A 26572-nucleotide genomic window follows, 5' to 3' on the forward strand; every position below is an offset into this window, starting at 1 on the left:
AAGAAACAAACGCCTGAACCGGCATGACCCACCGTCATGCATCAGGTCATTCAGCCAGCGTATTGAGGGTTGCACAGATGTCAGTCGCTACCAGGTTTATCGATGAGCCGTTGAACCGGATATCTCCGGCAGCGACCGAGACGCTCTATCAGTTCGACGAGTCGCCATTGCTGGCCCGGCAGAGCCGCCAGGAATCCAATGCGCGCAGCTACCCACGGCGTATCCCGCTGGCGCTCAAGCGCGCCAAGGGCATTCACGTCGAGGACGTCGAAGGGCGGCGTTTCATCGATTGCCTGGCCGGCGCGGGCACACTGGCGCTGGGGCATAACCATCCGGTGATCATCGAAGCAATCCAGCAAGTGATCAGCGATGAATTGCCACTGCACACCCTGGACCTCACCACACCGGTCAAAGACCGGTTCGTGCAGGACCTGTTCGGCCTGCTGCCGCAGGCGCTGGCCAGCGACGCGAAAATCCAGTTCTGCGGCCCGACCGGCACCGATGCGGTGGAAGCAGCGTTGAAACTGGTGCGTACCGCCACCGGGCGCAGCACCGTGTTGTCGTTCCAAGGCGGTTATCACGGCATGAGCCAGGGCGCGTTGAGCCTGATGGGCAGCCTGGGGCCGAAAAAACCGCTGGGTGCCTTGCTCAGCAGTGGTGTGCAGTTTTTGCCGTACCCCTACGATTACCGTTGCCCGTTCGGGCTGGGTGGCGAACAGGGCGTGCGCGCCAACCTGCATTACCTGGAAAACCTGCTGAATGACCCTGAAGCGGGCGTGCAGTTGCCGGCAGCGGTCATTCTTGAAGTGGTGCAAGGCGAGGGCGGGGTGATCCCTGCCGACCTCGACTGGCTGCGCGGTGTGCGGCGTATCACCGAAAAGGCCGGGGTGGCGCTGATCGTCGATGAAATCCAGAGCGGCTTTGCGCGCACCGGCAAGATGTTTGCCTTTGAGCACGCCGGGATCATTCCCGATGTGGTGGTACTGTCCAAAGCCATCGGCGGCAGCCTGCCGCTGGCGGTGGTGGTTTACCGTTCATGGCTCGACACCTGGCTGCCCGGCGCTCATGCCGGGACCTTCCGTGGCAACCAGATGGCGATGGCGACCGGTTCGGCGGTGATGCGCTATCTCCAGGAACACAATGTCTGTGAACACGCGACGGCGATGGGCGCTCGTCTGGTCGGTCATCTGCAATCGTTGCAGCGCGACTTCCCGCAACTGGGCGACATTCGCGGTCGCGGGCTGATGCTGGGTGTCGAACTGGTCGATCCGGCAGGGGCGCTCGATGCGCAAGGTCATCCACCGGTCTTTGCCCGTCTGGCCCCGCTGATCCAGCGCGAATGCCTCAAGCGCGGGCTGATTCTGGAACTGGGCGGCCGGCATGGCAGCGTGGTGCGCTTTCTGCCACCGCTGGTGATCACTGCCGAACAGATCGACGAAGTCGCCGCCCTCTTTGGCCGTGCCCTCAACGCCGCCGTCGCACAGCTTTAATTTTTCGACGTAGCAATACGTTCAATCCCTATAGCGGCTGCGAATTGGCGCAGCGGCACTGAACAATCACGGAGAGCAGCAATGACTTCAGTATTCGATCGGGAAGACATCGTCTTTCAAGTGGTGGTCAACCACGAAGAACAGTATTCGATCTGGCCCGACTACAAAGCCATCCCCAACGGCTGGCGCACCGTGGGCAAAAGCGGCTTCAAGAAAGAATGCCTGGCCTACATCGAAGACGTCTGGACCGACATGCGCCCCCTGAGCCTGCGCCAGAAAATGGAAGCACAGACGGCTTGATTGCCAGGTTGGCCTATCGTGCGACGCTCCGCGTCGCCATGCCGTTCTGGACGCTCCGCGTCCTCTTTGCGACGACACGCCCCCCTGAGCCTGCGCCAGAAAATGGAAGCACAGACGGCTTGATCGAGCGTGATACACAAGTCTTGTGGGAGCGAGCTTGCTCGCGAAGAGGCCGGTACAGCCTTGACTCTCGTGCGACGCAGAGCGTCTTGAACTGCATTCCTGCGTTGGAGCCTCTCACCCCTTGCCAGCCAGTGCCTTTACAATCCCCTGAATATCCCCCTGCAACTCCACCAGCGGATCAGCGCCATCGATCCCCAGCACCAGCAGCTTGCTGCCTGCCGCTTCAATCGCAGCCTTGACCGGCTCTGGCGGCTGACGATGATCCAGCACCAGCGCCACGTCGTTGTCCTTGAGGGTGGCGCTCAGCGTACTCAATGCCTCGGGCGTCCACTGTTCATCGGTCAGTACCTGGCTGTCGATCAGCTCCAGATTCAGCCCGCTGATCAAATAACCAAAGCGGTCCGACAGACTCACCACACTCAAATTGTCGGCACTGGCCAGCGCCGCTTCGCTGCTGGCGCTGAGCTTGAGCAACTGCTGCTTGAACGCCGCCAGATTGGCTTCGATCTTCGGCTTTGCACTCGGTGCCAAACGCACCAGGTCCGCTGCCAGCACATCCGCCATGCGCCCCATGTTGTTGCTCGCCAGCCACGGCTGGCTGTTCAGCCCGTCGGTGCCTTGACCCGGCTGCACGGCAATCCCCGGCAAACTGCCGTCCACCGGACGGGCCGCATCGATCTCGACGATGCGGATATTGCTGCGGCGAGCGTTGGGGTAGAGCGGGTCGTCGGCCCAGATGGAGCGCAAGCCGATCACCGCGTCGGCGCTGTTCGCCAGCCCGCGCAGGGCATCAGCGCCACGCCCGGTGAAGTACGCGGTCTGGCGCGAACCGGGCAGGTTGGCGGCCGCTGCGCGCTCCAGCGCCACGCCGCTGTCCTTGAGCAGCATCTCGCCCAGCCCATAGGTGATCGGCAGGCTGGCCAGCACCCGAACCGGTTGAGCGTTGTCGGTGTTGGCGTCGGCGGCCTGCAGGCTGTTGCTGAACAGGCCCGTCATGGTCAGCGCCAGGGTCAAGGTACGTAAAGTAGGCATTTATCCAATATTCCCTTTCAGGCCGGGCAGTGTGCCGCGAGCGATGGCGGCCAGGGCGAAGGCAACGCCGGCCACCAGAATGATCGCCGCGCCAGACGGCACCGGCAGGTCGAAAATGATAGGCAGCAGAATGCCGCACAGGGTACTGACGGTCGCGATGGCCACCGAGATCCAGAAGAAGCCTTTCAGCGACTGGCTCAGCAGCCTGGCCGCTGCCGCCGGAATCACCAGCAGAGCACCGACCAGAATCGCGCCGATGACTTTCACCGCCGCGACGGTGATCAGCGTCACCAGAATCACGAACAGGTAGTCCAGCGTCTTCACCGCCACACCGCGCACCGCGGCCAGTTGCGGGTTGAAACTGGCCAGCATGATGCGGTTGTACAGGGGCAGGCTCAGGCCCATGACCAGCGAGCCGACGATCAGCAGCACCAGCAGGTCGTTGCCGTTGACGGTCAGGACCGAGCCGAACAGCACGTTCTCCAGAATGTGAACGTTGATCTTGCCGGCCAGCACCAGCAGCAGGCTCGCGCCCAGTGCCAGCGACACCGACAGGAACACACCGATCAGTGTGTCCGGTGCCAGCCCGGTGCGGTTGCGCAGGTAATTGAGGACGATGCCGAACAACAGGCAGTAACCGAACAGGGCGCCATACGGGCCGGTGTAGGGTTCTCCAAGCAGAATGCCGATGGCCACGCCGGTCAGCGCCGCATGGCCCACCGCTTCAGAGAAAAACGCAAAGCGCTTGACCACCACCAGCGTGCCCAGACCGCCCAGCACCGGGCCAATCAACAGCCCGGCCAGCAGGGCATTGACCACAAAGCCATAGGCCAGCGCTTCGGGCAGATAACCGGATGAAGCGAGGCCCTGAATGAACAGGCGAAACGTTTCGTAATCCATCACACAGCGCTCCCGTTAACGGCATCCGCGGTACGGGGATGGGCAGAAAACAGCGTCAACAGACGCTCCGGCGTCAGTGCCGTGGCGGCCGGCTCGTCGAACAGCACCCGGCGATTGAGCCCGGTCACCTGATCCGCCAGCCGTCGCACCGCGTCCAGATCGTGCTCGATCCACAGCACCGTGATGCCGCTGCGACGCCAGTCGCCGAGCAGACGCTCAAACACCTGAATGCCCGCTTCATCGAGCGCCGACATCGGCTCATCCAGCACCAGCAATTGCGGCGCCGGAATAAGCCCCTGCGCCAGCAGCACACGCTGCCGTTCGCCACCGGACAGCGCGCCCATGCGCCGCTTGCGCTTGTCTTGCATGCCGACCCGTTCCAGCGCTTCGCCAATCGCGGCCGCGTAGTGCTTCGACAAGCCCAGAAACGCCGGACGCCGCTGACACATCGCAGCCATGAAATCGTCGACGGTCATGGGCAGGCCGCGATCAAACTCCAGCGCCTGCGGCACGTAGCCCGTCAGGCCCGGCGCGGCAGGCCATTGCAGGCTGAGCTGGCCCTGATGCGGCGTCTGCCCGAGCAGGGTCTTGATCAGCGAGCTTTTGCCGCCGCCGTTCGGCCCGACCAGCGCGTGTACGCTGCCCGCGCGCACGTTGAAATGCACCCGGTCAAGAATCGTGGTGCGGCTCAGGGTCAGGCTCACCTGATTGAACGCGATGTCCGGCCCCTGGCTGACGATGTCGAGGTGCTGTGCAGCGGTCATGCGCCAGACTCCTGAATCGCCCGCACCACGGTGTCGAGGTTGCCGGCCATCTCCTTCTCGTACTTGTCAGCGGTGTATTCGCCGTAGGAAATGTGCGACAGCGGGTACAGCTTGACCCCGGATTCGCGCTGGATGGTATCGACATAGGTGGACGGGAAGTCCATCTCCGAGAAGATCACCTTCACGTCCAGTTCGCGCAGTTGGTCGATGGTCTTTTTCAACTGGCTGGGGCTGGGTTCGATGCCATGCGCCGGCTCCACTACGGCGGTCACTTCCAGGCCGAACTCGCGCAGCAGGTAGTCGTAGGCCGCATGCACCGTGGCCACGCGCAGGTCGGCGTTGGGGGCCTTGGTCAGTTTGGCCAGGGCGTCGGCGCGCATCTGCCGCAGGCGCTTGCCGTACGCACGGGCATTGGCGGTGTAGGTTTTGGCGTTGTCCGGGTCCAGCTTGCCCAGTTCGCGGGCAATGTTATTGACCTGGGCGATGGAGGCGCTGATCGACAGGAACGTGTGCGGGTTGACCACTTTGCCGGCGCCACGTGCTGCAACCCCGGTGGCGGCCAGCAGCGGTACGTCGGCGTTGGCTTCGATGGTCTTGATGTGCGGCGTTTCGCTGGCGGCGATCATGCGGTCGGCAAAATCGTCATGACCCACGCCGTTGAGCACGATCACGTCCAGCGAACCGATGCGCTTGATGTCCTCGGCGCGGGGTTCGTAGGCGTGCGGGTTGAAACCGGCCGGGATCAGCGGCACGACTTCGGCCTTGTCGCCGACGATGTTGCTCACGTAGCTGTAATACGGGTGCAGGGTGATGCCGATGCGCAGACGTTTGGCCGGGTCGGCGGCGTAGCTGGACGGGGCCAGCACGGCGGCAAACAGGCTCACCAGCAGAACGCGAAGGAAAGGGCGGCGTTTGAATGAAATAGGCATAGGCAAGCGGTCTTCTTTCAAAGGAGTGCGGAGTTTCAGTGCGAGCGCTGACGGGTCACGCCAGCATCGAATTGCGCAACGATTTGTTTCCAGCCTGCGTCGATCAAGGCCTTGTCGCCAAGGTCGCTGACAGAGGCTGCGGAGGCGCTGCGGTTGATCCAGATGTCGGGCTGCTCGCCACGGGATGAGTCGACGCGCATCAGAAACGACCCGGCGACGCTCTTCGCATGGCTCAAGCCCAGGTAGGACTGCTCGACCATTTGCCAGGCATGATCGCCACGGCTGACCGAACTGGCGTCCTGAGCAAACGGTGCAAAGCCTTCCTCACCCAGTTGCTGCGGGGTGATCGGCGTTTGCTGTTCTTCTGCCAGCAGGCGGATCTCATCCAGCGTTACACGCAGGTCGGCGTAGATGCCCTGTTCGGCAGCGGTCAGGTCGCGGCGGGCATCGAGTTGGTGGCTGGCGATGCTCTGCACATCCTGCGTTTCGCGGTGCAGGCTGACCACGCCGGCAGCGATGCCGAGGATCAGCAGGCACAGCAGCAGGACGTACAGGGTTTCATGCCCGGCACCGGCCGGACGGACGATTTGTCGGGTGGGCGCACTCATGGGGTCGGGATGTCCGCCTGATCGATTTCCACCACATGGCCGGGACCTGCGTCGAACAGCACGTAGAACTCGGAGGCCGGGCGCTTGAAGGTCACGGTCGAGTCCTCGCCCAGCTTGCCCGGCACCAGAATGGTTTCGTCGTAGCCGATCACATCGAGGGTCACGCCCGGCGCGCCGCTGCCGTCGGAAAACCCACCGGTGCAGCGGATCTGCTCGTTGTCGATCTGTTTGCATTCGCACATCGGGTTATGCGCCAGGGCGTTGCCGCTCAGGCCGATCAGGCACAGGGCACTGGCCGTCAGCCAACGCAGGGAAGGGCGGGCACTCATGGTTTGGCTCCTTGTTTTTTCAGCCACGCCACCGTAGTGGGCGAAGCCTGTTGCAGAGGGATGGAAGTCTGATGCACGGTGCCGTCCCAGCCTTCCAGGGTGATCCACAGTTCCGAGTCGGGGCTGGTGGTCTCGGGAATCTGCATGAACGCGCTCATGCGGTAGCCGCCGCCGAAGAAAATCACCCCGGCGGTGCGCAGGCTGCGCGGCTTGCCGATGCGCAGGTAGGTGGCTTTGACCCGGTCGATGCAGGCGTTGCACAGCGCCGCGTTGAAGCTTTTCATGTAACCCGACGGGCCGGACAGGCGCGGGGCTTCGTTGCGGTCTTCTGCGAGGCGCAGGCTCCACGGGCCGACCTGAATCTCGCCGACCTCGCGCTGGCCGAGGCCCTGATCGCCGCGATCCAGCGAGACGTCGGAGAAGTACTTGGGCATGAAGCCCAGCGGGATCAGCACCAGCAGCACGTTGATGTGGAAGCGCCACGTGTGCCAGAAACGGCTCAGCGACGATGCAGGTTGTGCGACAGCGACCTTGCTCACAGGCTGTTCTCCGGGGTGCGAGTCGCCAGTGGCGAAGTGTGTGTGTCCGGGGTGTACGCGGCGGGCCTGGTTTTGGCTTCACGCTTGAGGGCGTTAAGCGTCGCCAGCGCGGTGCGCTTGCTCCAGATCAACAGGCCGCTGAGGACCATCATGCTCAGCAACAGGCCGAAGAACGCCCAGATCAGCTTGATCCAGATGCCGCCGAAATCACCGGTGTGCAGCGGGCGCATGGATTCGGTGACGAACTCCAGCTTGTTGCGGTCCGACAGCAGGTGCGAGGCGGCTATTTCGCCGCTGTACGGGTTGATTTCGGCGGTCTGGAACATCAGCGGATACCAGCTGCGTCCACCCACTTGCATGTTGCTGTAGGCGTTGAAAGGCGGGGTGATGAAGCTCGCCTCAAGGCCCGGAATCCGCTCTTTGGCGATGGCCACGGCTTTTTCCAGGCTGATGGTCGGCGCGGGGCTGCCGTCGGCAGTCAGCGGCACGGCGCTGTGCGGGATGATCGACGCGACCTGGGATTTGCTGGAAATACTGATCTGGTTATCGCCAAGAATCGCCTGAATCAGAAACCAGGTGCCGGTGATGGAGATCACTGCGATGAACCAGATCGACCACACGCCGCTGAGCCGATGAATGTCGCCCCAGAAAATCCGCGGCCCCTGGCTGAAACGCACGGGTTTGAAAAAGCCGCGCCAGAATTTCTTGTAGACCACCAGCCCCGTCACCAGCGACGCCAGCAGCGGCAGGCCGAGAATCGACACCAGATACCAACCCCACGAGTAGCCATTGGTGAACGGCACCAGCCACCAGCCGTGCAGGGCACGGGTGAAGCGGCGGAAATCGAACGACGGCGTGAGGCCTTGAATCACGCCGTTGTACGGATTGACGTAGGCCGGCACCGAGCGGCCGTCCGGGTACGTCACGAACACGCTCAGGGCAAAGTAGTCGCCGTCAGGCTGCATGATCGTGCCGACGATCAGGTCCGGCTCGTTGCGTTCGATGGTGGCGCGAATCTGCTCGAAACTCATGCGTTGCGCGTCGTCGGAGGGACGGTTGTCACGCATCTCGGGGTTGGCCAGCCACATGATTTCCTTGCTGACCACGGCCAGCGTGCCGGTCACGCACACGATCAGCACGAAGAACCAGATGGGCAGGGCAAGCCAGCTGTGGACGAGAAACCAGATTTTTGAACGGGACTTCTTCGACATGGATAAACAATCTCGATTCACGATGTAGCGCCGGCAAGGCCGGGCTCTATGTTCTATTTACGTGCGGGTCTGTACGCGCGGGCGGTATAAAGCCTCGCATTCAGTTAAAGACGAATGAGAACGGGATTCCTGTAGGAATATTTTGCGTTTAAATGAAAAAAATTGTTTCAGAGGTGCCGGGGATGAAGCGCGGCGGGGTTGAAACGGCGTAAGGCGGCTAATTTTTCAACCGCGAAGTACGTTCAATCTGGACATGGGTGTTGCGCCAGACCGCAGGGGTCAGGGCGCTTTTGCCACCAAGGGAGAGACATCATGAGTCATGCGTTGAGTTTGGATATCCGGCCGCTGCTGGAGGGGGCGGGCAGTTTGCCGATGGTGGTGCAGGCGCCCGAGCCCGGTCTGGACTTGATGGAAGCGCTGGGCGAATTCAAACCACTGGTGGCCGACCACCTGTACAGCGCAGGCGGCATCCTGTTTCGCGGTTTCGAGGTCGGCGGTGCCGAAGCCTTTCGTGAGTTTGCCGCAGGCTTTGGTGATCCGCTGCTCAATTACGAATTCGGCTCCACCCCGCGCAGCAACGTGACCAAAGGGGTCTACACCTCCACCGAATACCCGGCACACCAGAGCATCCCGCTGCACAACGAACAGGCCTACACGCTGGATTGGCCAATGAAAATCTGGTTCTACAGCATGATCGCGGCGCAGACCGGCGGCGAAACGCCGATTGCCGACAGCCGCGAGATCTACCGGCGCATTCCGGCGCGCATCCGTGATCGTTTCATCGAAAAAAAGCTGATGTACGTACGCAACTACGGCAACGGGCTTGATGTGGAATGGAGCCAGGTGTTCAACACCGAAGATGAACGCGTGGTCGAGGCCTACTGCCGGGCACACCGCATCGAATGCGAGTGGAAAGACGACGGTGAACTGCGCACCCGGCAGATCTGCCAGGCCGTGTCCCGACATCCGGTGACCCAGGATACGGTCTGGTTCAATCAGGCGCACCTGTTCCACATCTCCAACCTGCAACCGGAAGTGCGCGAAACCTTGCTGGATGTCGTGGATGAGGAAGACCTGCCGCGCAACGTCTATTACGGCGACGGCTCGCCCCTCGAAGAAACCCTACTGGACGAGATTCGCGGCGTGCTCGACGCCTGCACCGTCAGCTTCCCGTGGCTGGAAAACGACGTGCTGATGCTCGACAACATGCTCACCGCCCACTCCCGCGCGCCGTTCACCGGCAAACGCAAAGTCGTGGTGGCCATGGCGCAAGGGCATTCGGATAAGTAGCTGTTTGCGGGTGCTTGTGCCAATGCTCGGTTTGTGGGAGCGGACTTGTCCGCGAAGGCTCTCGTTCAGTCGATGCATGTTGAAAGATGTACGGGCCCTTTCGCGAACAAGTTCGCTCCCACAAGATCTCAACTACCGTGCGATAAACGCCCACTCCCGAGCGCCGTTCACCGGCAAGCGCAAAGTAGTTGTTTGCGGGTGCTTGTGCCAATGCTCAGTTTGTGGGAGCGGACTTGCCCGCGAAGGCTCTCGTTCAGTCGATGCATGTTGAAAGATGTACCGGCCCTTTCGCGAACAAGATCTCAACTGCCGTGCGATAAACGCCCACTCCCGAGCGCCGTTCACCGGCAAACGCAAAGTCGTGGTGGCCATGGCGCAAGGGCATTCGGATAAGTAGCTGTTTGCGGGTGCTTGTGCCAATGCTCGGTTTGTGGGAGCGGACTTGTCCGCGAAGGCTCTGGTTCAGTCGATGCATGTTGAAAGATGTACCGGCCCTTTCGCGAACAAGGGCTCTGGTTCAGTCGATGCATGTTGAAAGATGTACCGGCCCTTTCGCGAACAAGTTCGCTCCCACAAGATCTCAACTGCCGTGCGATAAACGCCCACTCCCGAGCGCCGTTCACCGGCAAACGCAAAGTCGTGGTGGCCATGGCGCAAGGGCATTCGGATAAGTAGCTGTTTGCGGGTGCTTGTGCCAATGCTCGGTTTGTGGGAGCGGACTTGTCCGCGAAGGCTCTCGTTCAGTCGATGCATGTTGAAAGATGTACGGGCCCTTTCGCGAACAAGTTCGCTCCCACAAGATCTCATGCTCACCGCCCACTCCCGACGCTTTGCGTCCGATCTTGAGCGTGCGACGCAGAGCGTCACCCAAGGCATCCCCACGCTGGAGCGTGAGGCACGATGAGTGTCTAAATATTTCCCCGCCAATTCGTTCTTGTTGATACGACCCCGCCTGACGGTCAGCCCCATTCAGCAAGGATCCCGCCCATGAACCCCGAACATGCCCAGAAACTCGCTCGTCGTTTTGTCGAGTTACCCCTTGAAAAACGTCGCCTGTTTCTTGAAGGCATGCGCAAGGAAAACATGGATTTCGCGCTGTTCCCGATTCCGTCCTGTGAAGGGCTGGCCGAGCGCGACGGGTTGTCCTATGCCCAGCAGCGCATGTGGTTCCTCTGGCAACTGGACCCGCACAGCGCAGCCTACAACCTGCCGATGTCGGTGTGCCTGAACGGCCCGCTGGAGCTGCCGCTGCTGGAGCGGGCGTTCAGTGCGCTGGTCGAGCGTCATGAAAGCCTGCGCACCACCTTCGGTCAGGACGGCGACCGGGCGTTTCAACGTGTTGCGCCGCCCACTCCGGTAAACATCCGCCTCATAGACCTGAGCCTGCTGCCGCCCGAGCAGCGCTGGTCGAACGCGCGGCAGGCGATGGCCGAGCAGGCGGCGCAGACCTTCGACTTGCAGCGCGGGCCGTTGTTTACCGTGCAGGTGCTGCGCCTTGCCGAGCAGGAACATGTGCTGCTGCTCAACCTGCACCACATGATCACCGACGGCTGGTCGATGAACGTGTTGATCGACGAATGGCTGCGTGGTTACGACGCGCTGCTGGCCGGCAAGCCGCTGCCATTTCAGCCGTTGCTGGTGCAGTACCGCGATTACGCCGTCTGGCAACGCAGTTGGCTGGAGGCTGGTGAACAGGAGCGCCAGCTGGACTATTGGCGCAAGCACCTGGGTGAAGAGCATCCGGTACTCGAACTGCCCACAGACCGCCCGTACCCGGCATTGCCCAGCCACGACGGCGCGCGCCTGGAGCTGGCGCTGGCGCCCGAGCTGCTGCGCCACCTTAAATCCCTCGCGCAACGTCAAGGCGTGACCCTGTTCGTGGTGCTGCTGGCGACCTTCAAAAGCCTGCTGCACCGCTACAGCGGGCAGACCGATATCCGCGTCGGCGGGCTGATTGCCAACCGCACACGCAGTGAAACCGAAGGGTTGATCGGCTGCTTCATCAACACCCAGGTATTGCGCAGCGAAGTCACGGCGCAGACACGCTTTGTCGATTTGCTGCACACCGTGCGCGATGCCTCGACCGGCGCCCAGGCGCATCAGGAATTGCCGTTCGACGCGATCATCGACGCCTTGCAACCGGAGCGCAGCCAAAGCCACAACCCGTTGTTCCAGGTGATGTTCAACCATCAGCCGGTGGTGGCCGATCTGCTGGACAAACAACTGAGCGGTGGCCTGCGCGTGGCCAACCTGCCCGCCGAACAACAAGCACTGGCCCAGCGTTCACATGCCGCCGCCAGTGACCTGATGCTCGCCACCAGCGGAGAAGGCGAGCAACTGAACGCGGCCTTCACCTACGCCACCGATATTTTTGACGAATCGACCATCGCTCGTCTGGCCGCGCATTGGCGCAACCTGCTGACGTCGGTCTGCGCCGATCCGCTGCAAACCATCGCCGAGCTGTCGATGCTCTCGGCCGATGAGCGCACACACCTGCTGGATGTCGACAGCAGCACCCAAACCGACACCACAACCCCCGCGCATTGCCAGTTCGAAGCGCAAGTGCAGCGCACACCGGACGCCCTCGCGTTGATCCTTGCCGGCGAAGGCCATTCGCCGCGCCTGACCTACGCCGAGCTGAACGAGCGCAGCAACCGTCTGGCCTGGCAACTGCGCGAGCAGGGCGTTGGCCCTGACGTGCTGGTCGGCGTGGCGTTGGGCCGTTCGCTGGACATGCCGGTCGCGCTGCTGGCCGTGCTCAAGGCGGGCGGTGCCTACGTGCCGCTGGACCTCAGCGCGCCAAGCGACCGTTTGCGCCATGTGCTGCAAGACAGCGGCCTGAAACGGCTGCTGACCCACAGCGAACAGCGGCCGACGCTGCCTGAACTGGCTGGTATTCAGTGCTTGTGCATCGATCAGATGAACAGCGACGCCGCCAGCGCGCAAAACCTGAATGTCGCCGTTGCCCCGGCCAATCTGGCCTACGTGATCTACACCTCGGGTTCGACCGGCCGGCCAAAAGGCGTGGCGATCAGTCATGGCGCGCTGGCCGAATTCGTCAGCCTGGGCGCGGGCTACAGCGACCTGCGCGAAGGCGACCGGGTTCTGCAATTTGCGACTCAGAGCTTCGATGGCTTTGTCGAACAGTTCTACCCGCCGCTGTGCCGTGGCGCGGCGGTGGTGCTGCGTGACGAGCGTTTATGGGACAGCGCCACCTTCCATCAAGTCATTCTCGAACACGGTGTGACCCTGGCTGACTTGCCTGCGGCCTATTGGCTGACCCTGGCCCAGGATTTTGCCGACCGCCCGCCCGCGCATTACGGCGTGCTGCGGCAGGTTCACGTCGGCGGCGAGGCGATGGCCGTCGAAGGTCTGCGACTGTGGCACCAGGCAGGGCTCGGGCATGTGCGCCTGCTCAATACCTATGGCCCGACCGAAGTCACCGTGGTGTCGAGCCTCCACGATTGCAGCGCGCTGACCCCGGAACAGGTGTCCTGGCGCGGCGTGCCGATCGGCAAAGGCCTGGCGGGGCGTCGTTTGTACGTGCTCGACGATCAACTGAACCTGCTGCCGCAAGGTGCGGTGGGCGAGCTGTACATCGGCGGGCCGGGTCTGGCGCGGGGTTATCACGCCCAGCCGGGCCTGAGCGCCGAGCGTTTTGTGGCGGATCCATTCGTGGCAGGGCAACGTTTGTACCGCACCGGCGACCGTGCCCGACTGCGTGCTGATGGCGCCATCGAGTACATCGGCCGGGTTGATCATCAGGTGAAAATTCGCGGTTTCCGCATCGAACTGGGCGAAATCGAGTCGCGCCTGCAGCAATGCACGGGCGTTCGCGAGGCTGTGGTGCTGGCGGTTGCGCTGGCAGGCAGTAAGCAACTGGTTGCCTACGTGGTGCCGCAGGTCGCGGCGAACAGCGACGCCGAGCAACTGGCTGTGCGCCAGAGCATCAAGAGCCAACTGCAAGCCAGCCTGCCGGATTACATGGTGCCGACGCATGTGCTGCTGTTGGCAGACTTGCCACTCACGCCCAGCGGCAAACTGGACCGCAAGGCGTTGCCTGCGCCCGACTCAAGCCAGTTGCAGGCCCGTTATCGCGCGCCGCACAGCGAGGTGGAAATCTGCCTCGCGGCTGTCTGGCAGGAAGTCCTGCACGCGCAGCAGGTCGGGCTGGACGATCACTTCTTCGAGCTGGGCGGCCATTCGCTGCTCGCCGCGCAAGTCATCGCCCGAATCAAGACCCGGCTGGGCGTCAACCTGCCGCTGCGCGTGCTCTTCGAAAAACCGCTGCTGGGCGAACTCGCCGCCGAAGTGGCCCTGCTGACCGACAACACGACGGATAACGACTGGAGCGACATGGACCAGTTCATGGATTCACTGGAGGAATTTGGCGCATGACCGGGACCCCTGCTGCACGTATCGCGAAACGTTTTGTCGGCCTTTCGCTGGAACAACGCCAACAGTTTCTCGCCCGCCTGCGTCAGGACGGCAAGGATTTCAGCCTGTTGCCGGTGCCGGTCAGTCGTCATGATTTCAGCGCGATTCCGCTGTCGTTCGCCCAGCAGCGTCTGTTGTTTCTCTGGCAACTCGATCCACTGAGCGACGCCTACAAAATGACCACCGGCCTGCGGCTGAAGGGGATTTTGAACGAGCCGGCCTTGCGGCGCGCTTTCGATCACCTGATCGAGCGCCATGAGGTGCTGCGCACAGTGTTCCAGACCGATGGCGATCAGGCGTTGCAAGTGCTGCTGCACGACCAGACCATCGCGCTGGACAGCATTGACCTGTCGGCCTTGGCGGACAGCGAACGGCGTGACGCCGAACTGGCGCGGCAAGTGACTGCGCTCACCCGTCAGCCGTTCGACCTGCGCACAGGTCCGCTGCTGCGCGCGCACCTGTTCCGCCTCGCCAGCGATGAGCACGTGCTGGTGGTGAACATGCACCATATCGTCTCCGACGGCTGGTCGATGGACGTCATGATTCAGGAGTTTGTCCACTGTTATCAGGCGTATGTCGACGGTCGCGAACCGAGTCTGCCGGCGTTGCCGCTGCAGTATGCCGACTACGCCATCTGGCAGCGCCGCTGGCTGGAAGCGGGCGAGGGTGAGCGTCAGCTGGATTACTGGCGCAGCCAGCTGGGCGACGAACAACCGTTGCTGGACGCCGCGCAGGACTTTCCACGCCCGGTCACGCAAAGCTTTCAGGGCGAACACCTGCGCTTCGATTTCGGCGCCGAGCTGTCGCACCAGCTCAACGCCTTCGCCCGCACTCAGGGCGTGAGCCTGTTCATGCTGGTACTGGCGGGTTTTTCGCTGTTTTTGTCCCGCAAGGCCGGGCAGAGGGATATCCGTATCGGCGTGCCCAATGCCAACCGGGGTCGTGCGGAAACCGAAGGGTTGATCGGCTTCTTCATCAACACCCAAGTACTGCGCTGCCAGGTGGACGAGCGGCTGAGCTACCTCGATTTGCTGGCGCAGATTCGTGACACGTCGTTCGGCGCACAGGCGCATCAGGACGTGCCGTTCGAACAGCTTGTCGATCACCTCGCGCCGGAGCGCAGCCTGGGGCATAACCCGCTGTTCCAGGCCAAGTTCAATCAGAACGTGGTCCTCAAACAGAAGACGGCCCTCAAGCTGGCGGGGCTGGAGGTCAGTGAATACGCCTTTGAAAAGCAGGGCGCGCATTTCGATCTGGCACTGGACATTACCGACGACGGCACGCTGATCCACGGCGACATGACGTACGCCAGCGACCTGTATCGACGTGCGACCGTCGAGGGCTTCATTCCTGAGCTGCTTGATCTGTTTAAAACGCTGCTCAACGCGCCGAATGCGCCGCTGTTCAGCCTTGGCGCCTTGGCGGTCGAGCCGCCGCGCGACGTGCGCGAACCCGCCCCTCAGGTGCTGCAACTCTGGGACCGGCAGGTCGAAAGCCAGCCCGCTGCGCTGGCCGCCCGCTGCCTGGACAGCACCTTGACGACGCTGGAGCTGGATCAGGCTGCCAATCAACTGGCCCACCACCTGATCCGGCTGGGTCTGCGCGAAGGCCAGCCGGTCGCGGTATTGCTGGAGCGCTCGCTGGAATGGCTGACGGCGGTGCTGGCGATCTTCAAGGCCGGTGGCGTGTACATGCCGCTGGACGTCAAAGCGCCCGATGCGCGCCTGCAACAGATGCTGAGCAATGCCCGGGCCAACGTGCTGCTGTGTGCCGAAGGCGATGCGCGAGCGACTTCGCTGAACGTTGCTGGCTGTAAGGGCCTGGCCTGGACGCCTGCGCGGTGGCAAGACTTGCCGACCCACCGCCCCGAGACCCGATTGACAGCCAACTCGGCGGCTTACGTGATCCACACCTCCGGCTCCACCGGCCAGCCCAAAGGCGTACTGGTCAGTCAAGGAGCGCTGGCCAGTTATGTGCGTGGCCTGCTTGAACAGTTGCAACTGGCCCCCGAGGCGAGCATGGCGCTGGTTTCGACCATCGCCGCCGACCTCGGCCATACCGTGTTGTTTGGCGCGCTGTGTTCGGGGCGAACGCTGCATGTGCTGACCGAATCGCTGGGTTTTGACCCGGATGCCTTCGCCGCGTACATGGCTGTGCATCAGGTTGGCGTGTTGAAAATCGTGCCGGGTCATCTGGCCGCACTGCTACAGGCCGGTCAGCCTGCGGATGTATTGCCGCAGCACGCGCTGATCGTTGGCGGCGAAGCCTGTTCGCCAGCGCTGGTCGAGCAGGTCCGCCAGCTCAAGCCGGGCTGCCGGGTGATCAACCACTACGGCCCGAGCGAAACGACGGTTGGCGTGCTGACCTACGAGGTGCCTGCTTCATCTGAGGTGAGTGCGATCCCACAAGGTTTATATCTATCCGTCAAGGTGCCGGTCGGTGCGCCGTTGCCGGGGGCCAGCGTTTACGTGCTGGATGACGTGCTGAACCCGGTCGGCACTCAGGTCGCGGGCGAGCTGTACATTGGCGGCGACAGCGTCGCACTGGGCTACCTCGGCCAGCCTGCGCTGACCGCCGAGCGCTTCGTGCCGGACCCGTTTGCGCAGGATGGCGCACGGGTTTACCGCAGCGGCGACCGCATGCGGCGCACTCATCAAGGACTATTGGAATTCATTGGCCGCGCCGACGATCAGGTCAAGGTGCGCGGTTATCGCGTCGAGCCCGCTGAAGTGGTACGGGTGCTGCTGGGCCTGACGTCGGTCGCGGAAGCCAGCGTGCTGGCGTTGCCCGTTGACGAAGATGAATCCCGTCTGCAACTGGTGGCGTATTGCGTGGCGGCAGCCGGTGCGAGTCTCAATATCGAAAGCCTGCGCGAGCAACTGGCTGCACGCGTGCCCGATTACATGGTGCCGGCGCAGATTCTGCTGCTGGATAAACTGCCGCTGACCGCCAACGGCAAGCTCGACAAACGCGCCTTGCCGACACCGGGCGTGATCAAGCAGCGTTATACCGCGCCAGTGGGCGAGATCGAGGAAAAGCTCGCGGCTGTCTGGGCGGATGTCCTCAAGCTGGAACAGGTCGGCAGCACCGACAATTTCTTCGAGCTGGGCGGCGATTCGATCCTCAGCCTGCAAATCATCGCCCGCGCCAAGCGCCAGGGCATCAAGCTCAGCCCCAAGCAACTGTTCGAAAAACAGACCATCGGCCAACTGGCTTCGGTGGCCAGGCTGATCGAGAAAAAGCCTGGTGCGGCGGTGGAGCACGTCAGCGGTTCGCTGCCGCTGCTGCCGATTCAGGCGCGCTTCTTCGAACTGGACATTCCCGAGCGTCAGCACTGGAATCAGGCGCTGATGCTCAAGCCCCTGCAAACGCTGGAGGCAACTGATCTTCACGCTGCACTGACCGCGCTGATCGAACAGCACGACGCGCTGCGCCTTGGCTTCACGCAACACAACGGCCAGTGGCAAGCCAACTTTGGCGCGCTGAACACCCACGAGCTGCTGTGGGTTCACGAACTGGACAGCCCGGAACGCTTGACCGACCTGGCGAACGAAGCGCAACGCAGCCTGGACCTGAAAAACGGTCCGCTGTTGCGTGCAGTACTGGTCAACCTGCCGCAGGGCGAACAGCGTCTGTTGCTGGTGATTCACCATTTGGCGGTGGACGGCGTGTCATGGCGGGTGCTGCTGGAAGACCTGCAACAGGCCTACGCCGCGCTGGCAGCCGGTCAACCGCTCAAACTGGCAGCGAAAACCACGTCGCTCAAGGGTTGGGCCGAGCAATTGCAGCAGTACGCAAGCAGCGAAACGCTGACAGCCGAGCGTGATTACTGGCTGCACGCGTTACAGGGCGACGATCAGCCGCTGCCTCGCGACAAGCCCCAAGGCTCGATGCGCAACCGCGACGCGGCGCACGCGTCGTCGTGGTTGAGCAAGGACCTGACCCACAAACTGCTGAAAGTCGCGCCTGCCGCGTACCGGACACACGTGAACGACCTGCTGCTGACCGCGCTGGCGCAAGTGCTGTGCGAGTGGAGCCAGCAATCGTCAGTGCTGATCCAGCTGGAAGGGCATGGCCGCGAAGACCTGTTTGACGACACTGACCTCAGCCGTACCGTCGGCTGGTTCAGCAGCCTGTTCCCGGTACGCCTCACGCCGCAAATCGCGCCGGGTGCGAGCCTGTGCGGGATCAAGGAACAATTGCGTGCCGTGCCGAACAAAGGCATTGGTTACGGGGTATTGCGATATGCAGGTGAATCCGCTTTTGCGCAGCAACTGGCCGCGTTGCCACAGGCGCGAGTCACCTTCAATTATCTGGGCCAGTTCGACGGCAGCTTCAACGCACAACAAGGCGCGTTGTTTGTGCCGAGCGCCGAAAAAGCCGGCACTGCGCTGTGCGAAGACGGGCCGCTGGGCAACTGGCTGAGCCTCAACGGTCAGGTGTTCGACGGCCAGTTGCAACTGGACTGGACCTTCAGCCGCGAGGTGTATCAGGCCTCGACCATCGACACCCTGGCGCGCCGCTACGAGCAGGCGCTGACCACGCTGATCGAACACTGCATCGCCGGGCATCAGGGCGTCACGCCGTCGGACTTCCCGCTGGCGCGCCTGACTCAGCCGCAACTCGACAGCCTGCCGCTGGCTGCCGGCGAAATCGAAGACATCTACCCGCTGTCGCCGATGCAGCAGGGCATGCTGTTTCACTCGCTGTTCGACGAGGGCGCGGGCAATTACATCAACCAGATGCGGGTGAATATCAGCGGGCTGGATGTGCCGCGTTTCCAGAGCGCCTGGCAATCAGCGGTCAACCATCACGACGTATTGCGCAGCTGTTTTGTCAGCCAGAGTGAGCAGTCGCTGCAGGTGGTACTGCGTCAGGTGACGCTGCCGTTTGTCGAGCTGGATGCGCGAGGCAAGCCGCAAAGCTGGCTGGATGACTGGGCGCAGGCCGACCGTCAGCAAGGTTTCGATCTGGCGCACGGCCCGCTGTTGCGCCTGGCGGTGGTGCGCAGTGCCGATGACCGCTGGCACTTGATCTACACCAGCCACCACATCTTGATGGACGGCTGGAGCAGCTCGCGACTGTTGGGCGAAGTGCTGCAACGTTACAGCGGGCAGGCGCCGACGAAACAGGCAGGCCGCTATCGCGATTACATCCAGTGGTTGCAGGATCAGGACGCCGATGTCAGCGAACGTTTCTGGACCACAGAGCTGGCTGAACTGGACGAGCCGACCCGCTTGCTGCAAGCGTTCAAGTCTTCGCCACAGAGCGAGATGCCGTTACAAGGGCATGGCGATTACATTCAACTGATCGACGCCGATGGCACCCGCCGCTTGAGCGAGTTTGCCCGTGAGCAGCGCGTGACTCTCAATACGCTGGTGCAATCCGCCTGGCTGCTGTTGCTGCAACGCTACACTGGCCAGTCCAGCGTGACCTTTGGCGCGACGGTGGCCGGGCGTCCGGCTGAATTGCCGGGCGTCGAGGAGCAACTGGGTTTGTTCATCAACACCTTGCCGGTGATCGCCAGCCCGCGTTCGGAACAGACCGTCGGTGACTGGGTGCAGCAGGTGCAGGCGAAAAACATCGCCCTGCGCGAGCATGAACACACGCCGCTGTATGACCTCCAGCGCTGGGCGCGCCACAGCGGCGAGGCGTTGTTCGACACCATTCTGGTGTTCGAGAACTACCCGGTGTCCGAAGCCTTGCAGCGTGCGCCGGAGGGCCTGACCTTCAGCGACCTGCGCAATCAGGAACAGGCGCATTACCCGCTGACGCTGGTGGTCGAGGCCAACGACGTGTTGTCGGTGCGCTTCAGTTATGACCGGCAACATTTCAGCGCCGAAGGCATTCTGCAACTGGCGGCGCACTTTGATCACCTGCTGCAAAGCCTCGCTGCTTGCGCGACAGCGCGTCTGGGTGAGCTGGCATTGCCGACTGCCTGGACGCAAAGCGTGCGGCGTTATCCGAGCGAGCACTGCGCCCATCAGCGGATCGAGATTCAGGCTGAACGCACCCCGCAGGCCATTGCCCTGAGCTGGGGCACTGAGCAATTGAGCTATCAACAGCTCAACAGCCGCGCCAATCAGTTGGCCCACAAACTGCGCGAGCAGGGCGTCGGCCCGGAGGTGCGTGTAGGGCTGGCCGCCGAGCGCAGCCTGGACATGATGGTGGGCATGCTGGCGATCCTCAAGGCCGGTGGCGCCTACGTGCCGCTGGACCCGGATTACCCGCAGGATCGCCTGAGCTTTCTGATGCAGGACAGCGGTATCGAATGGTTGCTGACTCAGGCGAATGTGCTGAGTCGGTTGCCGATTCCAGCCCACGTTCAGACGCTGGACCTGGCTGATGCGCTGGACGATTACAGCACTGAAAACCCGATCCACCAGACCACGCCGGACAATCTGGCTTACGTGATCTACACCTCCGGTTCGACCGGCAAACCGAAAGGCACCTTGCTGGCTCATCACAACCTGATGCGCCTGTTTGCCGCCACGGACGACTGGTTCACATTCAGCGAAAAAGACGTCTGGACGCTGTTCCATTCCTTCGCTTTCGACTTCTCGGTGTGGGAGATTTTCGGCGCGCTGCTGCACGGTGGCCGACTGGTGATCGTGCCGCGTGACGTGACCCGTTCGCCAGAAGAGTTTCATGCGCTGCTGGTTGAACAGCGGGTAACGGTGCTCAACCAGACGCCGTCGGCGTTCAAGCAGTTGATGCACGTGGCCTGTGAGTCCACGTCGGCGCTATCGTTACAAAAAGTCATCTTCGGCGGCGAAGCACTGGACGTCGCCAGCCTGAAACCCTGGTTCGCACGTTTCGGCGATCAGACACCGCAACTGATCAACATGTACGGCATCACCGAAACCACCGTGCATGTGACGTACCGACCTATAAAGCAGGCCGACACGCAAAACCCGGCCAGCCCGATTGGCGAGGCGATCCCGGACCTGTCGTGGTACGTGCTGGACGCCGATTTCAACCCGGTCGCCCAGGGTTGCAGCGGCGAACTGCACATCGGTCATGCCGGGCTGGCGCGGGGTTATCACAACCGCGCGGCACTGACGGCTGAACGCTTTGTGCCGGACCCGTTTTCCAACGACGGCGGTCGTCTGTACCGCACCGGCGACCTCGCTCGCTATAAAACCGCAGGAAGCATCGAATACGCCGGGCGCATCGATCATCAGGTCAAGATCCGGGGCTTCCGTATCGAACTGGGCGAAATCGAAGCGCGGCTGCAAGCGCACCCGGCTGTGCGCGAAGTGATCGTGCTGGCCCTCGAAGGGCAGCTGGCGGCGTATCTGGTGCCGGCTCAGCCTGATCAGGATCCGCACGCCCTGCGCGAATCGCTGAAAGCCGAACTGCGCACCCATTTGCCGGATTACATGGTGCCGACCCACTTCATCGTCCTCGACAGTCTGCCCCTGACCGCCAATGGCAAGCTGGACCGCAAGGCCTTGCCTGCGCCGGATGCCGGGCAGTTGCAAGCGGACTACGTCGCGCCCCAAGGCGAGCTGGAAGTGCAGATCGCGGCGGTCTGGGCCGAGGTGCTCAAGGTCGAACAGGTCGGGCGCGGCGACAATTTCTTCGAACTTGGCGGCCATTCACTGCTGGCGGTGCAGATGCTGGTGCGGGTTCGCGAACAGTTGCAACGCGAGGTCAGCCTCAAGGACCTGTTCGAACAGCCGGTGCTGGCTGACTTCTGCGCCGCGCTTCAGGAAAAAAATGGCGAAAGTGACCATGCGCTGGACGAATTGACTAAATCACTGGAGGCACTCAAACGTTTATCAGCGGAGGAAATTGATAATTTGATCGCTTAGCAGGAGAGACCCCAGTGCAACAGTTGCTTGACTCCGTTAAATCGCTGTCCGCCCGTGAACGCAAGGCGCTGGCGATCCTGCTCAAGCGCCAGGGGGTGAATCTCTACGGGGTCACGCCGATTGCCAGACGAGAGACGCAGGCACCGTCGGCGCTCTCGTATGCGCAGCAGCGGCAATGGATCATCTGGCAACTGGAACCGCACAGCGCGGCTTACAACATTCCGCTGGCGCTGCGTCTGCACGGCATGCTGGATGTCGAGGCGCTACGGCGCAGTGTCGAACACCTGATCGAGCGGCACGAAACCCTGCGCACCACCTTCGAACAACAGGGTGACGAGGCGTTGCAGGTCGTGCATCCGGCGTCGTCGTTCAGGTTGAGCGTCGATCACCTGGCGGCTGGCGAAACGGTCGAGCGCTATGTGGATCAGGAAGTGCAGCGGCCCTTCGATCTGCAACACGGGCCGCTGTTGCGGGTCAGGCTGCTTGAGCTGAGCGAACAGCAGCACGTGCTGGTGCTGACCCAGCACCACATCGTCTCTGACGGCTGGTCGATGCCGATCATGGTCGACGAGCTGATGCAGTGCTATCAAGCCGCCACACTGGGACGCGAGGCCGAACTGGCGCCATTGCCGATCCAGTACGCCGACTACGCGATCTGGCAGCGCAACTGGCTGGAAATGGGCGAGCAGGAGCGCCAACTGGCTTACTGGAAACAGCAACTGGGCGATCAGCAGCCCGTTCTGGAACTGCCCACCGATCGACCACGCCCGGCGCTGCGCAGCTACGACGGTGCGCGCCTGAATATCGAACTGGACGCTGCACTGCTGAACACCCTCAAAGCACTGGCGCGGCAGCAGGGCGTCACCCTGTTCATGCTGTTGCTGGCGTCGTTGCAGACCTTGTTGCACCGCTACAGCGGCCAGGCCGACATACGCGTCGGCGTGCCGGTCGCCAACCGCACCCGCAGCGAAACTCAAGGCCTGATCGGCTTCTTCGTCAACACGCAGGTGCTCAAGGCCGAGTTTGCTGCGCAGACCACCGTGGCCGAGTTGCTGCAACAGGTCAAACACACTGCGGTGCAGGCTCAGGCCCATCAGGACCTGCCGTTCGAGCAACTGGTCGAGGCCTTGCAGCCGCAGCGCGACCTCAGTCGCAGCCCGCTGTTTCAGGTGGCTTATAACCACCAGAACGAAGGCCGCAATGAGGCCCGCGAACTGGCCGGTCTGCGCCTGGACTATCAGGTATCGGACAAACACACCGCGCAGTTCGACCTGACCCTGGACACCTGTGAACGCGAGAGCGGCCTGGCGGCCTCGCTGACCTACAACACTGACCTGTTCGACGCCGCAACCATCGCGCGCATGGCCGGGCATTGGCGCAACCTGCTGACCGGCATGAGCCACGATGCCAATCAGCGCATCGCCGACCTGCCATTGTTGAGCGTTGAAGAGCGGCAGAACACCCTGCGCGACTGGAACCAGAAGCTGGCGGTCTACCCGAGTGAGCAGTGCGCCCATCAGCGGATCGAGATTCAGGCTGAACGCACCCCGCAGGCCATTGCCCTGAGCTGGGGCACTGAGCAATTGAGCTATCAACAGCTCAACAGCCGCGCCAATCAGTTGGCCCACAAACTGCGCGAGCAGGGCGTCGGCCCGGAGGTGCGTGTAGGGCTGGCCGCCGAGCGCAGCCTGGACATGATGGTGGGCATGCTGGCGATCCTCAAGGCCGGTGGCGCCTACGTGCCGCTGGACCCGGATTACCCGCAGGATCGCCTGAGCTTTCTGATGCAGGACAGCGGTATCGAATGGTTGCTGACTCAGGCGAATGTGCTGAGTCGGTTGCCGATTCCAGCCCACGTTCAGACGCTGGACCTGGCTGATGCGCTGGACGATTACAGCACTGAAAACCCGATCCACCAGACCACGCCGGACAATCTGGCTTACGTGATCTACACCTCCGGTTCGACCGGCAAACCGAAAGGCACCTTGCTGGCTCATCACAACCTGATGCGCCTGTTTGCCGCCACGGACGACTGGTTCACATTCAGCGAAAAAGACGTCTGGACGCTGTTCCATTCCTTCGCTTTCGACTTCTCGGTGTGGGAGATTTTCGGCGCGCTGCTGCACGGTGGCCGACTGGTGATCGTGCCGCGTGACGTGACCCGTTCGCCAGAAGAGTTTCATGCGCTGCTGGTTGAACAGCGGGTAACGGTGCTCAACCAGACGCCGTCGGCGTTCAAGCAGTTGATGCACGTGGCCTGTGAGTCCACGTCGGCGCTATCGTTACAAAAAGTCATCTTCGGCGGCGAAGCACTGGACGTCGCCAGCCTGAAACCCTGGTTCGCACGTTTCGGCGATCAGACACCGCAACTGATCAACATGTACGGCATCACCGAAACCACCGTGCATGTGACGTACCGACCTATAAAGCAGGCCGACACGCAAAACCCGGCCAGCCCGATTGGCGAGGCGATCCCGGACCTGTCGTGGTACGTGCTGGACGCCGATTTCAACCCGGTCGCCCAGGGTTGCAGCGGCGAACTGCACATCGGTCATGCCGGGCTGGCGCGGGGTTATCACAACCGCGCGGCACTGACGGCTGAACGCTTTGTGCCGGACCCGTTTTCCAACGACGGCGGTCGTCTGTACCGCACCGGCGACCTCGCTCGCTATAAAACCGCAGGAAGCATCGAATACGCCGGGCGCATCGATCATCAGGTCAAGATCCGGGGCTTCCGTATCGAACTGGGCGAAATCGAAGCGCGGCTGCAAGCGCACCCGGCTGTGCGCGAAGTGATCGTGCTGGCCCTCGAAGGGCAGCTGGCGGCGTATCTGGTGCCGGCTCAGCCTGATCAGGATCCGCACGCCCTGCGCGAATCGCTGAAAGCCGAACTGCGCACCCATTTGCCGGATTACATGGTGCCGACCCACTTCATCGTCCTCGACAGTCTGCCCCTGACCGCCAATGGCAAGCTGGACCGCAAGGCCTTGCCTGCGCCGGATGCCAGCCAGTTGCAGGTGGCCCATATCGCCCCGCAAGGTGAGCTGGAGCAGCAACTGGCGGCGATCTGGGCCGATGTGCTGAACATCGAGCAAGTCGGGCGCAGCGACAATTTCTTCGAACTTGGCGGCCACTCACTGCTGGCCACGCAAGTGATCTCGCGTATCCGTCAGCAACTGGACGTCGAGCTGTCGTTGCGCGACCTGTTTGAAGCGCGTGATCTGGCGGCTTTCGCGCAGGCGGCGGATGCAGGGCAGGGCAACCATGCGCCACGCTTTATCAAGGCCGACCGTAGTCAGCCGCTGGGCCTGTCCTACGCGCAGCAGCGCCAATGGTTCCTCTGGCAGCTCGATCCGGAAAGCACGGCTTACATTATTCCTGCGGCCCTGCGCCTGAGCGGCTCGCTGGACATTGCCGCGTTGGAGCACAGTTTCAGCGCGCTGATTGCCCGTCACGAAACCCTGCGCACCACCTTCCGCCAGCAAGGCGAACAGGCGGTGCAGATCATCCATGCGCCGCGCGCCTTGACCTTGACGGTCGAATCCGTGCCTGCCGGCCAGACCCTTGAAGCCTGCGTGCAGCAGGAAATGCAACGCCCGTTCGATCTGGAACAGGGTCCGCTGTTGCGGGTTCGCCTGTTGAATCTGGCTGCTGACGAACACGTGCTGATCCTGACTCAACACCACATCGTCTCCGATGGCTGGTCGATGCCGATCATGGTCGATGAACTGGTGCGCCTGTACGAAGGCTACAGCCAGGGCCGCGAAGTGCGGCTCGCTGAATTGAACATGCAATACGCCGACTACGCGCTGTGGCAGCGCAGCTGGATGGACGCCGGGGAGCAGGCGCGGCAACTGCAGTACTGGACGCAGCAACTGGGCGACCAGCAGCCGATTCTGGAGTTGCCCGCCGACCACCCACGCCCGGTCGTGCAAAGCCATGCCGGTGCGCGATTGGCGGTCGAGCTTGCGCCTGCGCTGATCGATGATTTGAAACAGGTCGCGCGGCAGCAGGGCGTCACCCTGTTCATGCTGCTGCTGGCGTCGTTCCAGATCTTGCTGCATCGCCACAGCGGCCAGCCTGACATTCGTGTCGGCGTGCCGATTGCCAACCGCACCCGCGCAGAAACCGAAGGCTTGATCGGCTTCTTCGTCAACACCCAAGTGCTGCGCGCCGGGTTTGACCTGCACACCACCTTCAGCGAACTGCTGCAACAGGTCAAACACACCGCGCTGCAAGCCCAGGCGCATCAGGAGCTGCCGTTCGAGCAACTGGTCGAAGCCTTGCAGCCGCAACGTAGCCTCAGCCACAGCCCGCTGTTCCAGGTGATGTTCAACCACCAGAGCCAGGCCAGCGCCGAGGTCCGCGCATTGCCCGGTTTGCAGGTCGAAGCGCTGGTGTCGGAGCGCTACCCGGCGCAGTTCGATCTGACCCTGAACACCGCCGAGCATGACGGCGGCCTCAGCGCAGGCCTGACGTACGCCACTGCGCTGTTCGAGCGCAGCACCGTCGAACGCATGGCCGGGCACTGGCTCGCGTTGTTGCAGGCCATTTGCGCCAATGTCAGCCAGCGCATTGCCGACGTGCCGATGCTTGGCACTGCTGAACAAAAACAGATTGTTCGCGACTGGAATGCCACGGCCGCCGACTTCCCGCACGAACACTGCCTGCACAGCCTGATCGAGGCCCAGGTACTGGCCACGCCGGAGGCCCCGGCGCTGATTTTTGCGGCTGAACAACTCAGCTATGCGCAACTCAACGCCCGCGCCAATCAGCTCGCCCATCGCTTGCGTGAAGCGGGTG

At 62.6% G+C, this 26572-nt stretch carries 14 protein-coding genes; 6 read left to right on the forward strand and 8 right to left on the reverse strand.

What is annotated here, in order from left to right; translation table 11 throughout:
• Positions 1-77: 77 nt before the first annotated feature.
• A complete protein-coding gene (locus BW686_RS24235; RefSeq protein WP_179149370.1) occupies positions 78-1490 on the forward strand; it encodes an aspartate aminotransferase family protein in 1413 nt (470 codons plus the stop codon).
• An 81-nt stretch (positions 1491-1571) separates the two neighbouring features.
• Positions 1572-1790, forward strand: coding sequence for an MbtH family protein (locus BW686_RS24240; RefSeq protein ID WP_084920293.1), 219 nt, complete (start codon positions 1572-1574; stop codon positions 1788-1790).
• Positions 1791-2027: 237 nt separating this feature from the next.
• On the opposite strand, the gene BW686_RS24245 is transcribed toward BW686_RS24240, so the two are convergent.
• From BW686_RS24245 to BW686_RS24280, 8 genes are read right to left on the reverse strand one after another with little or no spacing between them, the layout of a single operon-like run.
• Positions 2028-2945, reverse strand: a complete 918-nt coding sequence (locus BW686_RS24245) for a metal ABC transporter solute-binding protein, Zn/Mn family (protein WP_084920296.1) — start codon at positions 2943-2945, stop codon at positions 2028-2030.
• The gene (locus BW686_RS24250) at positions 2946-3845 is read right to left on the reverse strand and encodes a metal ABC transporter permease (protein WP_054087386.1); all 900 of its coding nucleotides are present in this window, start codon (positions 3843-3845) and stop codon (positions 2946-2948) included.
• On the reverse strand, positions 3845-4609 hold the full coding sequence (locus tag BW686_RS24255) for a metal ABC transporter ATP-binding protein (RefSeq protein WP_084920299.1): 765 nt from the start codon (positions 4607-4609) through the stop codon (positions 3845-3847). The genes BW686_RS24250 and BW686_RS24255 overlap by 1 nt, the downstream gene beginning before the upstream one ends.
• Entirely contained in the window at positions 4606-5538 is a 933-nt protein-coding gene (locus BW686_RS24260) for a metal ABC transporter substrate-binding protein (protein WP_084920302.1), read from the reverse strand. The genes BW686_RS24255 and BW686_RS24260 overlap by 4 nt, the downstream gene beginning before the upstream one ends.
• Before the next feature lie 35 nt (positions 5539-5573).
• Positions 5574-6146: a DUF6162 family protein gene (locus tag BW686_RS24265; protein ID WP_084920305.1), complete on the reverse strand. Its 573-nt coding sequence runs from the start codon at positions 6144-6146 to the stop codon at positions 5574-5576.
• Entirely contained in the window at positions 6143-6475 is a 333-nt protein-coding gene (locus BW686_RS24270; RefSeq protein ID WP_007253098.1) for a hypothetical protein, read from the reverse strand. Before BW686_RS24270 ends, BW686_RS24265 begins: the two co-directional genes overlap by 4 nt.
• Positions 6472-7014: a thiamine pyrophosphate-binding protein gene (locus BW686_RS24275; protein ID WP_084920308.1), complete on the reverse strand. Its 543-nt coding sequence runs from the start codon at positions 7012-7014 to the stop codon at positions 6472-6474. The genes BW686_RS24270 and BW686_RS24275 overlap by 4 nt, the downstream gene beginning before the upstream one ends.
• A complete protein-coding gene (locus BW686_RS24280; protein WP_084920311.1) occupies positions 7011-8225 on the reverse strand; it encodes a PepSY-associated TM helix domain-containing protein in 1215 nt (404 codons plus the stop codon). Before BW686_RS24280 ends, BW686_RS24275 begins: the two co-directional genes overlap by 4 nt.
• A gap of 312 nt (positions 8226-8537) precedes the next feature.
• On the opposite strand from BW686_RS24280, the gene BW686_RS24285 reads away from it, so the two are divergent.
• From BW686_RS24285 to BW686_RS24300, 4 genes are all read left to right on the forward strand, one after another.
• The gene (locus tag BW686_RS24285; RefSeq protein WP_084920314.1) at positions 8538-9515 is read left to right on the forward strand and encodes a TauD/TfdA family dioxygenase; all 978 of its coding nucleotides are present in this window, start codon (positions 8538-8540) and stop codon (positions 9513-9515) included.
• Between the two features lie 987 nt (positions 9516-10502).
• Positions 10503-13913, forward strand: a complete 3411-nt coding sequence (locus BW686_RS24290; RefSeq protein WP_179149371.1) for a non-ribosomal peptide synthetase — start codon at positions 10503-10505, stop codon at positions 13911-13913.
• On the forward strand, positions 13910-21769 hold the full coding sequence (locus BW686_RS24295; RefSeq protein ID WP_084920317.1) for a non-ribosomal peptide synthetase: 7860 nt from the start codon (positions 13910-13912) through the stop codon (positions 21767-21769). Before BW686_RS24290 ends, BW686_RS24295 begins: the two co-directional genes overlap by 4 nt.
• Positions 21770-21783: 14 nt before the next feature.
• Positions 21784-26572 (forward strand): non-ribosomal peptide synthetase (locus BW686_RS24300; protein ID WP_084920320.1); only part of this gene is annotated, 4789 nt, incomplete at its 3' end.

The sequence above is a fragment of the Pseudomonas syringae genome, from assembly GCF_002157375.1.
In the GTDB taxonomy this organism is placed as follows: domain Bacteria; phylum Pseudomonadota; class Gammaproteobacteria; order Pseudomonadales; family Pseudomonadaceae; genus Aquipseudomonas; species Aquipseudomonas syringae_T.

Bases quoted from the DNA above. Each gene is read 5' to 3' on its own strand.
- BW686_RS24235 (WP_179149370.1), top strand. From the start codon at position 78: ATGTCAGTCGCTACCAGGTTTATCGATGAGCCGTTGAACCGGATATCT.
- BW686_RS24240 (WP_084920293.1), top strand. From the start codon at position 1,572: ATGACTTCAGTATTCGATCGGGAAGACATCGTCTTTCAAGTGGTGGTC.
- BW686_RS24245 (WP_084920296.1), bottom strand. From the start codon at position 2,945: ATGCCTACTTTACGTACCTTGACCCTGGCGCTGACCATGACGGGCCTG.
- BW686_RS24250 (WP_054087386.1), bottom strand. From the start codon at position 3,845: ATGGATTACGAAACGTTTCGCCTGTTCATTCAGGGCCTCGCTTCATCC.
- BW686_RS24255 (WP_084920299.1), bottom strand. From the start codon at position 4,609: ATGACCGCTGCACAGCACCTCGACATCGTCAGCCAGGGGCCGGACATC.
- BW686_RS24260 (WP_084920302.1), bottom strand. From the start codon at position 5,538: ATGCCTATTTCATTCAAACGCCGCCCTTTCCTTCGCGTTCTGCTGGTG.
- BW686_RS24265 (WP_084920305.1), bottom strand. From the start codon at position 6,146: ATGAGTGCGCCCACCCGACAAATCGTCCGTCCGGCCGGTGCCGGGCAT.
- BW686_RS24270 (WP_007253098.1), bottom strand. From the start codon at position 6,475: ATGAGTGCCCGCCCTTCCCTGCGTTGGCTGACGGCCAGTGCCCTGTGC.
- BW686_RS24280 (WP_084920311.1), bottom strand. From the start codon at position 8,225: ATGTCGAAGAAGTCCCGTTCAAAAATCTGGTTTCTCGTCCACAGCTGG.
- BW686_RS24285 (WP_084920314.1), top strand. From the start codon at position 8,538: ATGAGTCATGCGTTGAGTTTGGATATCCGGCCGCTGCTGGAGGGGGCG.
- BW686_RS24290 (WP_179149371.1), top strand. From the start codon at position 10,503: ATGAACCCCGAACATGCCCAGAAACTCGCTCGTCGTTTTGTCGAGTTA.
- BW686_RS24295 (WP_084920317.1), top strand. From the start codon at position 13,910: ATGACCGGGACCCCTGCTGCACGTATCGCGAAACGTTTTGTCGGCCTT.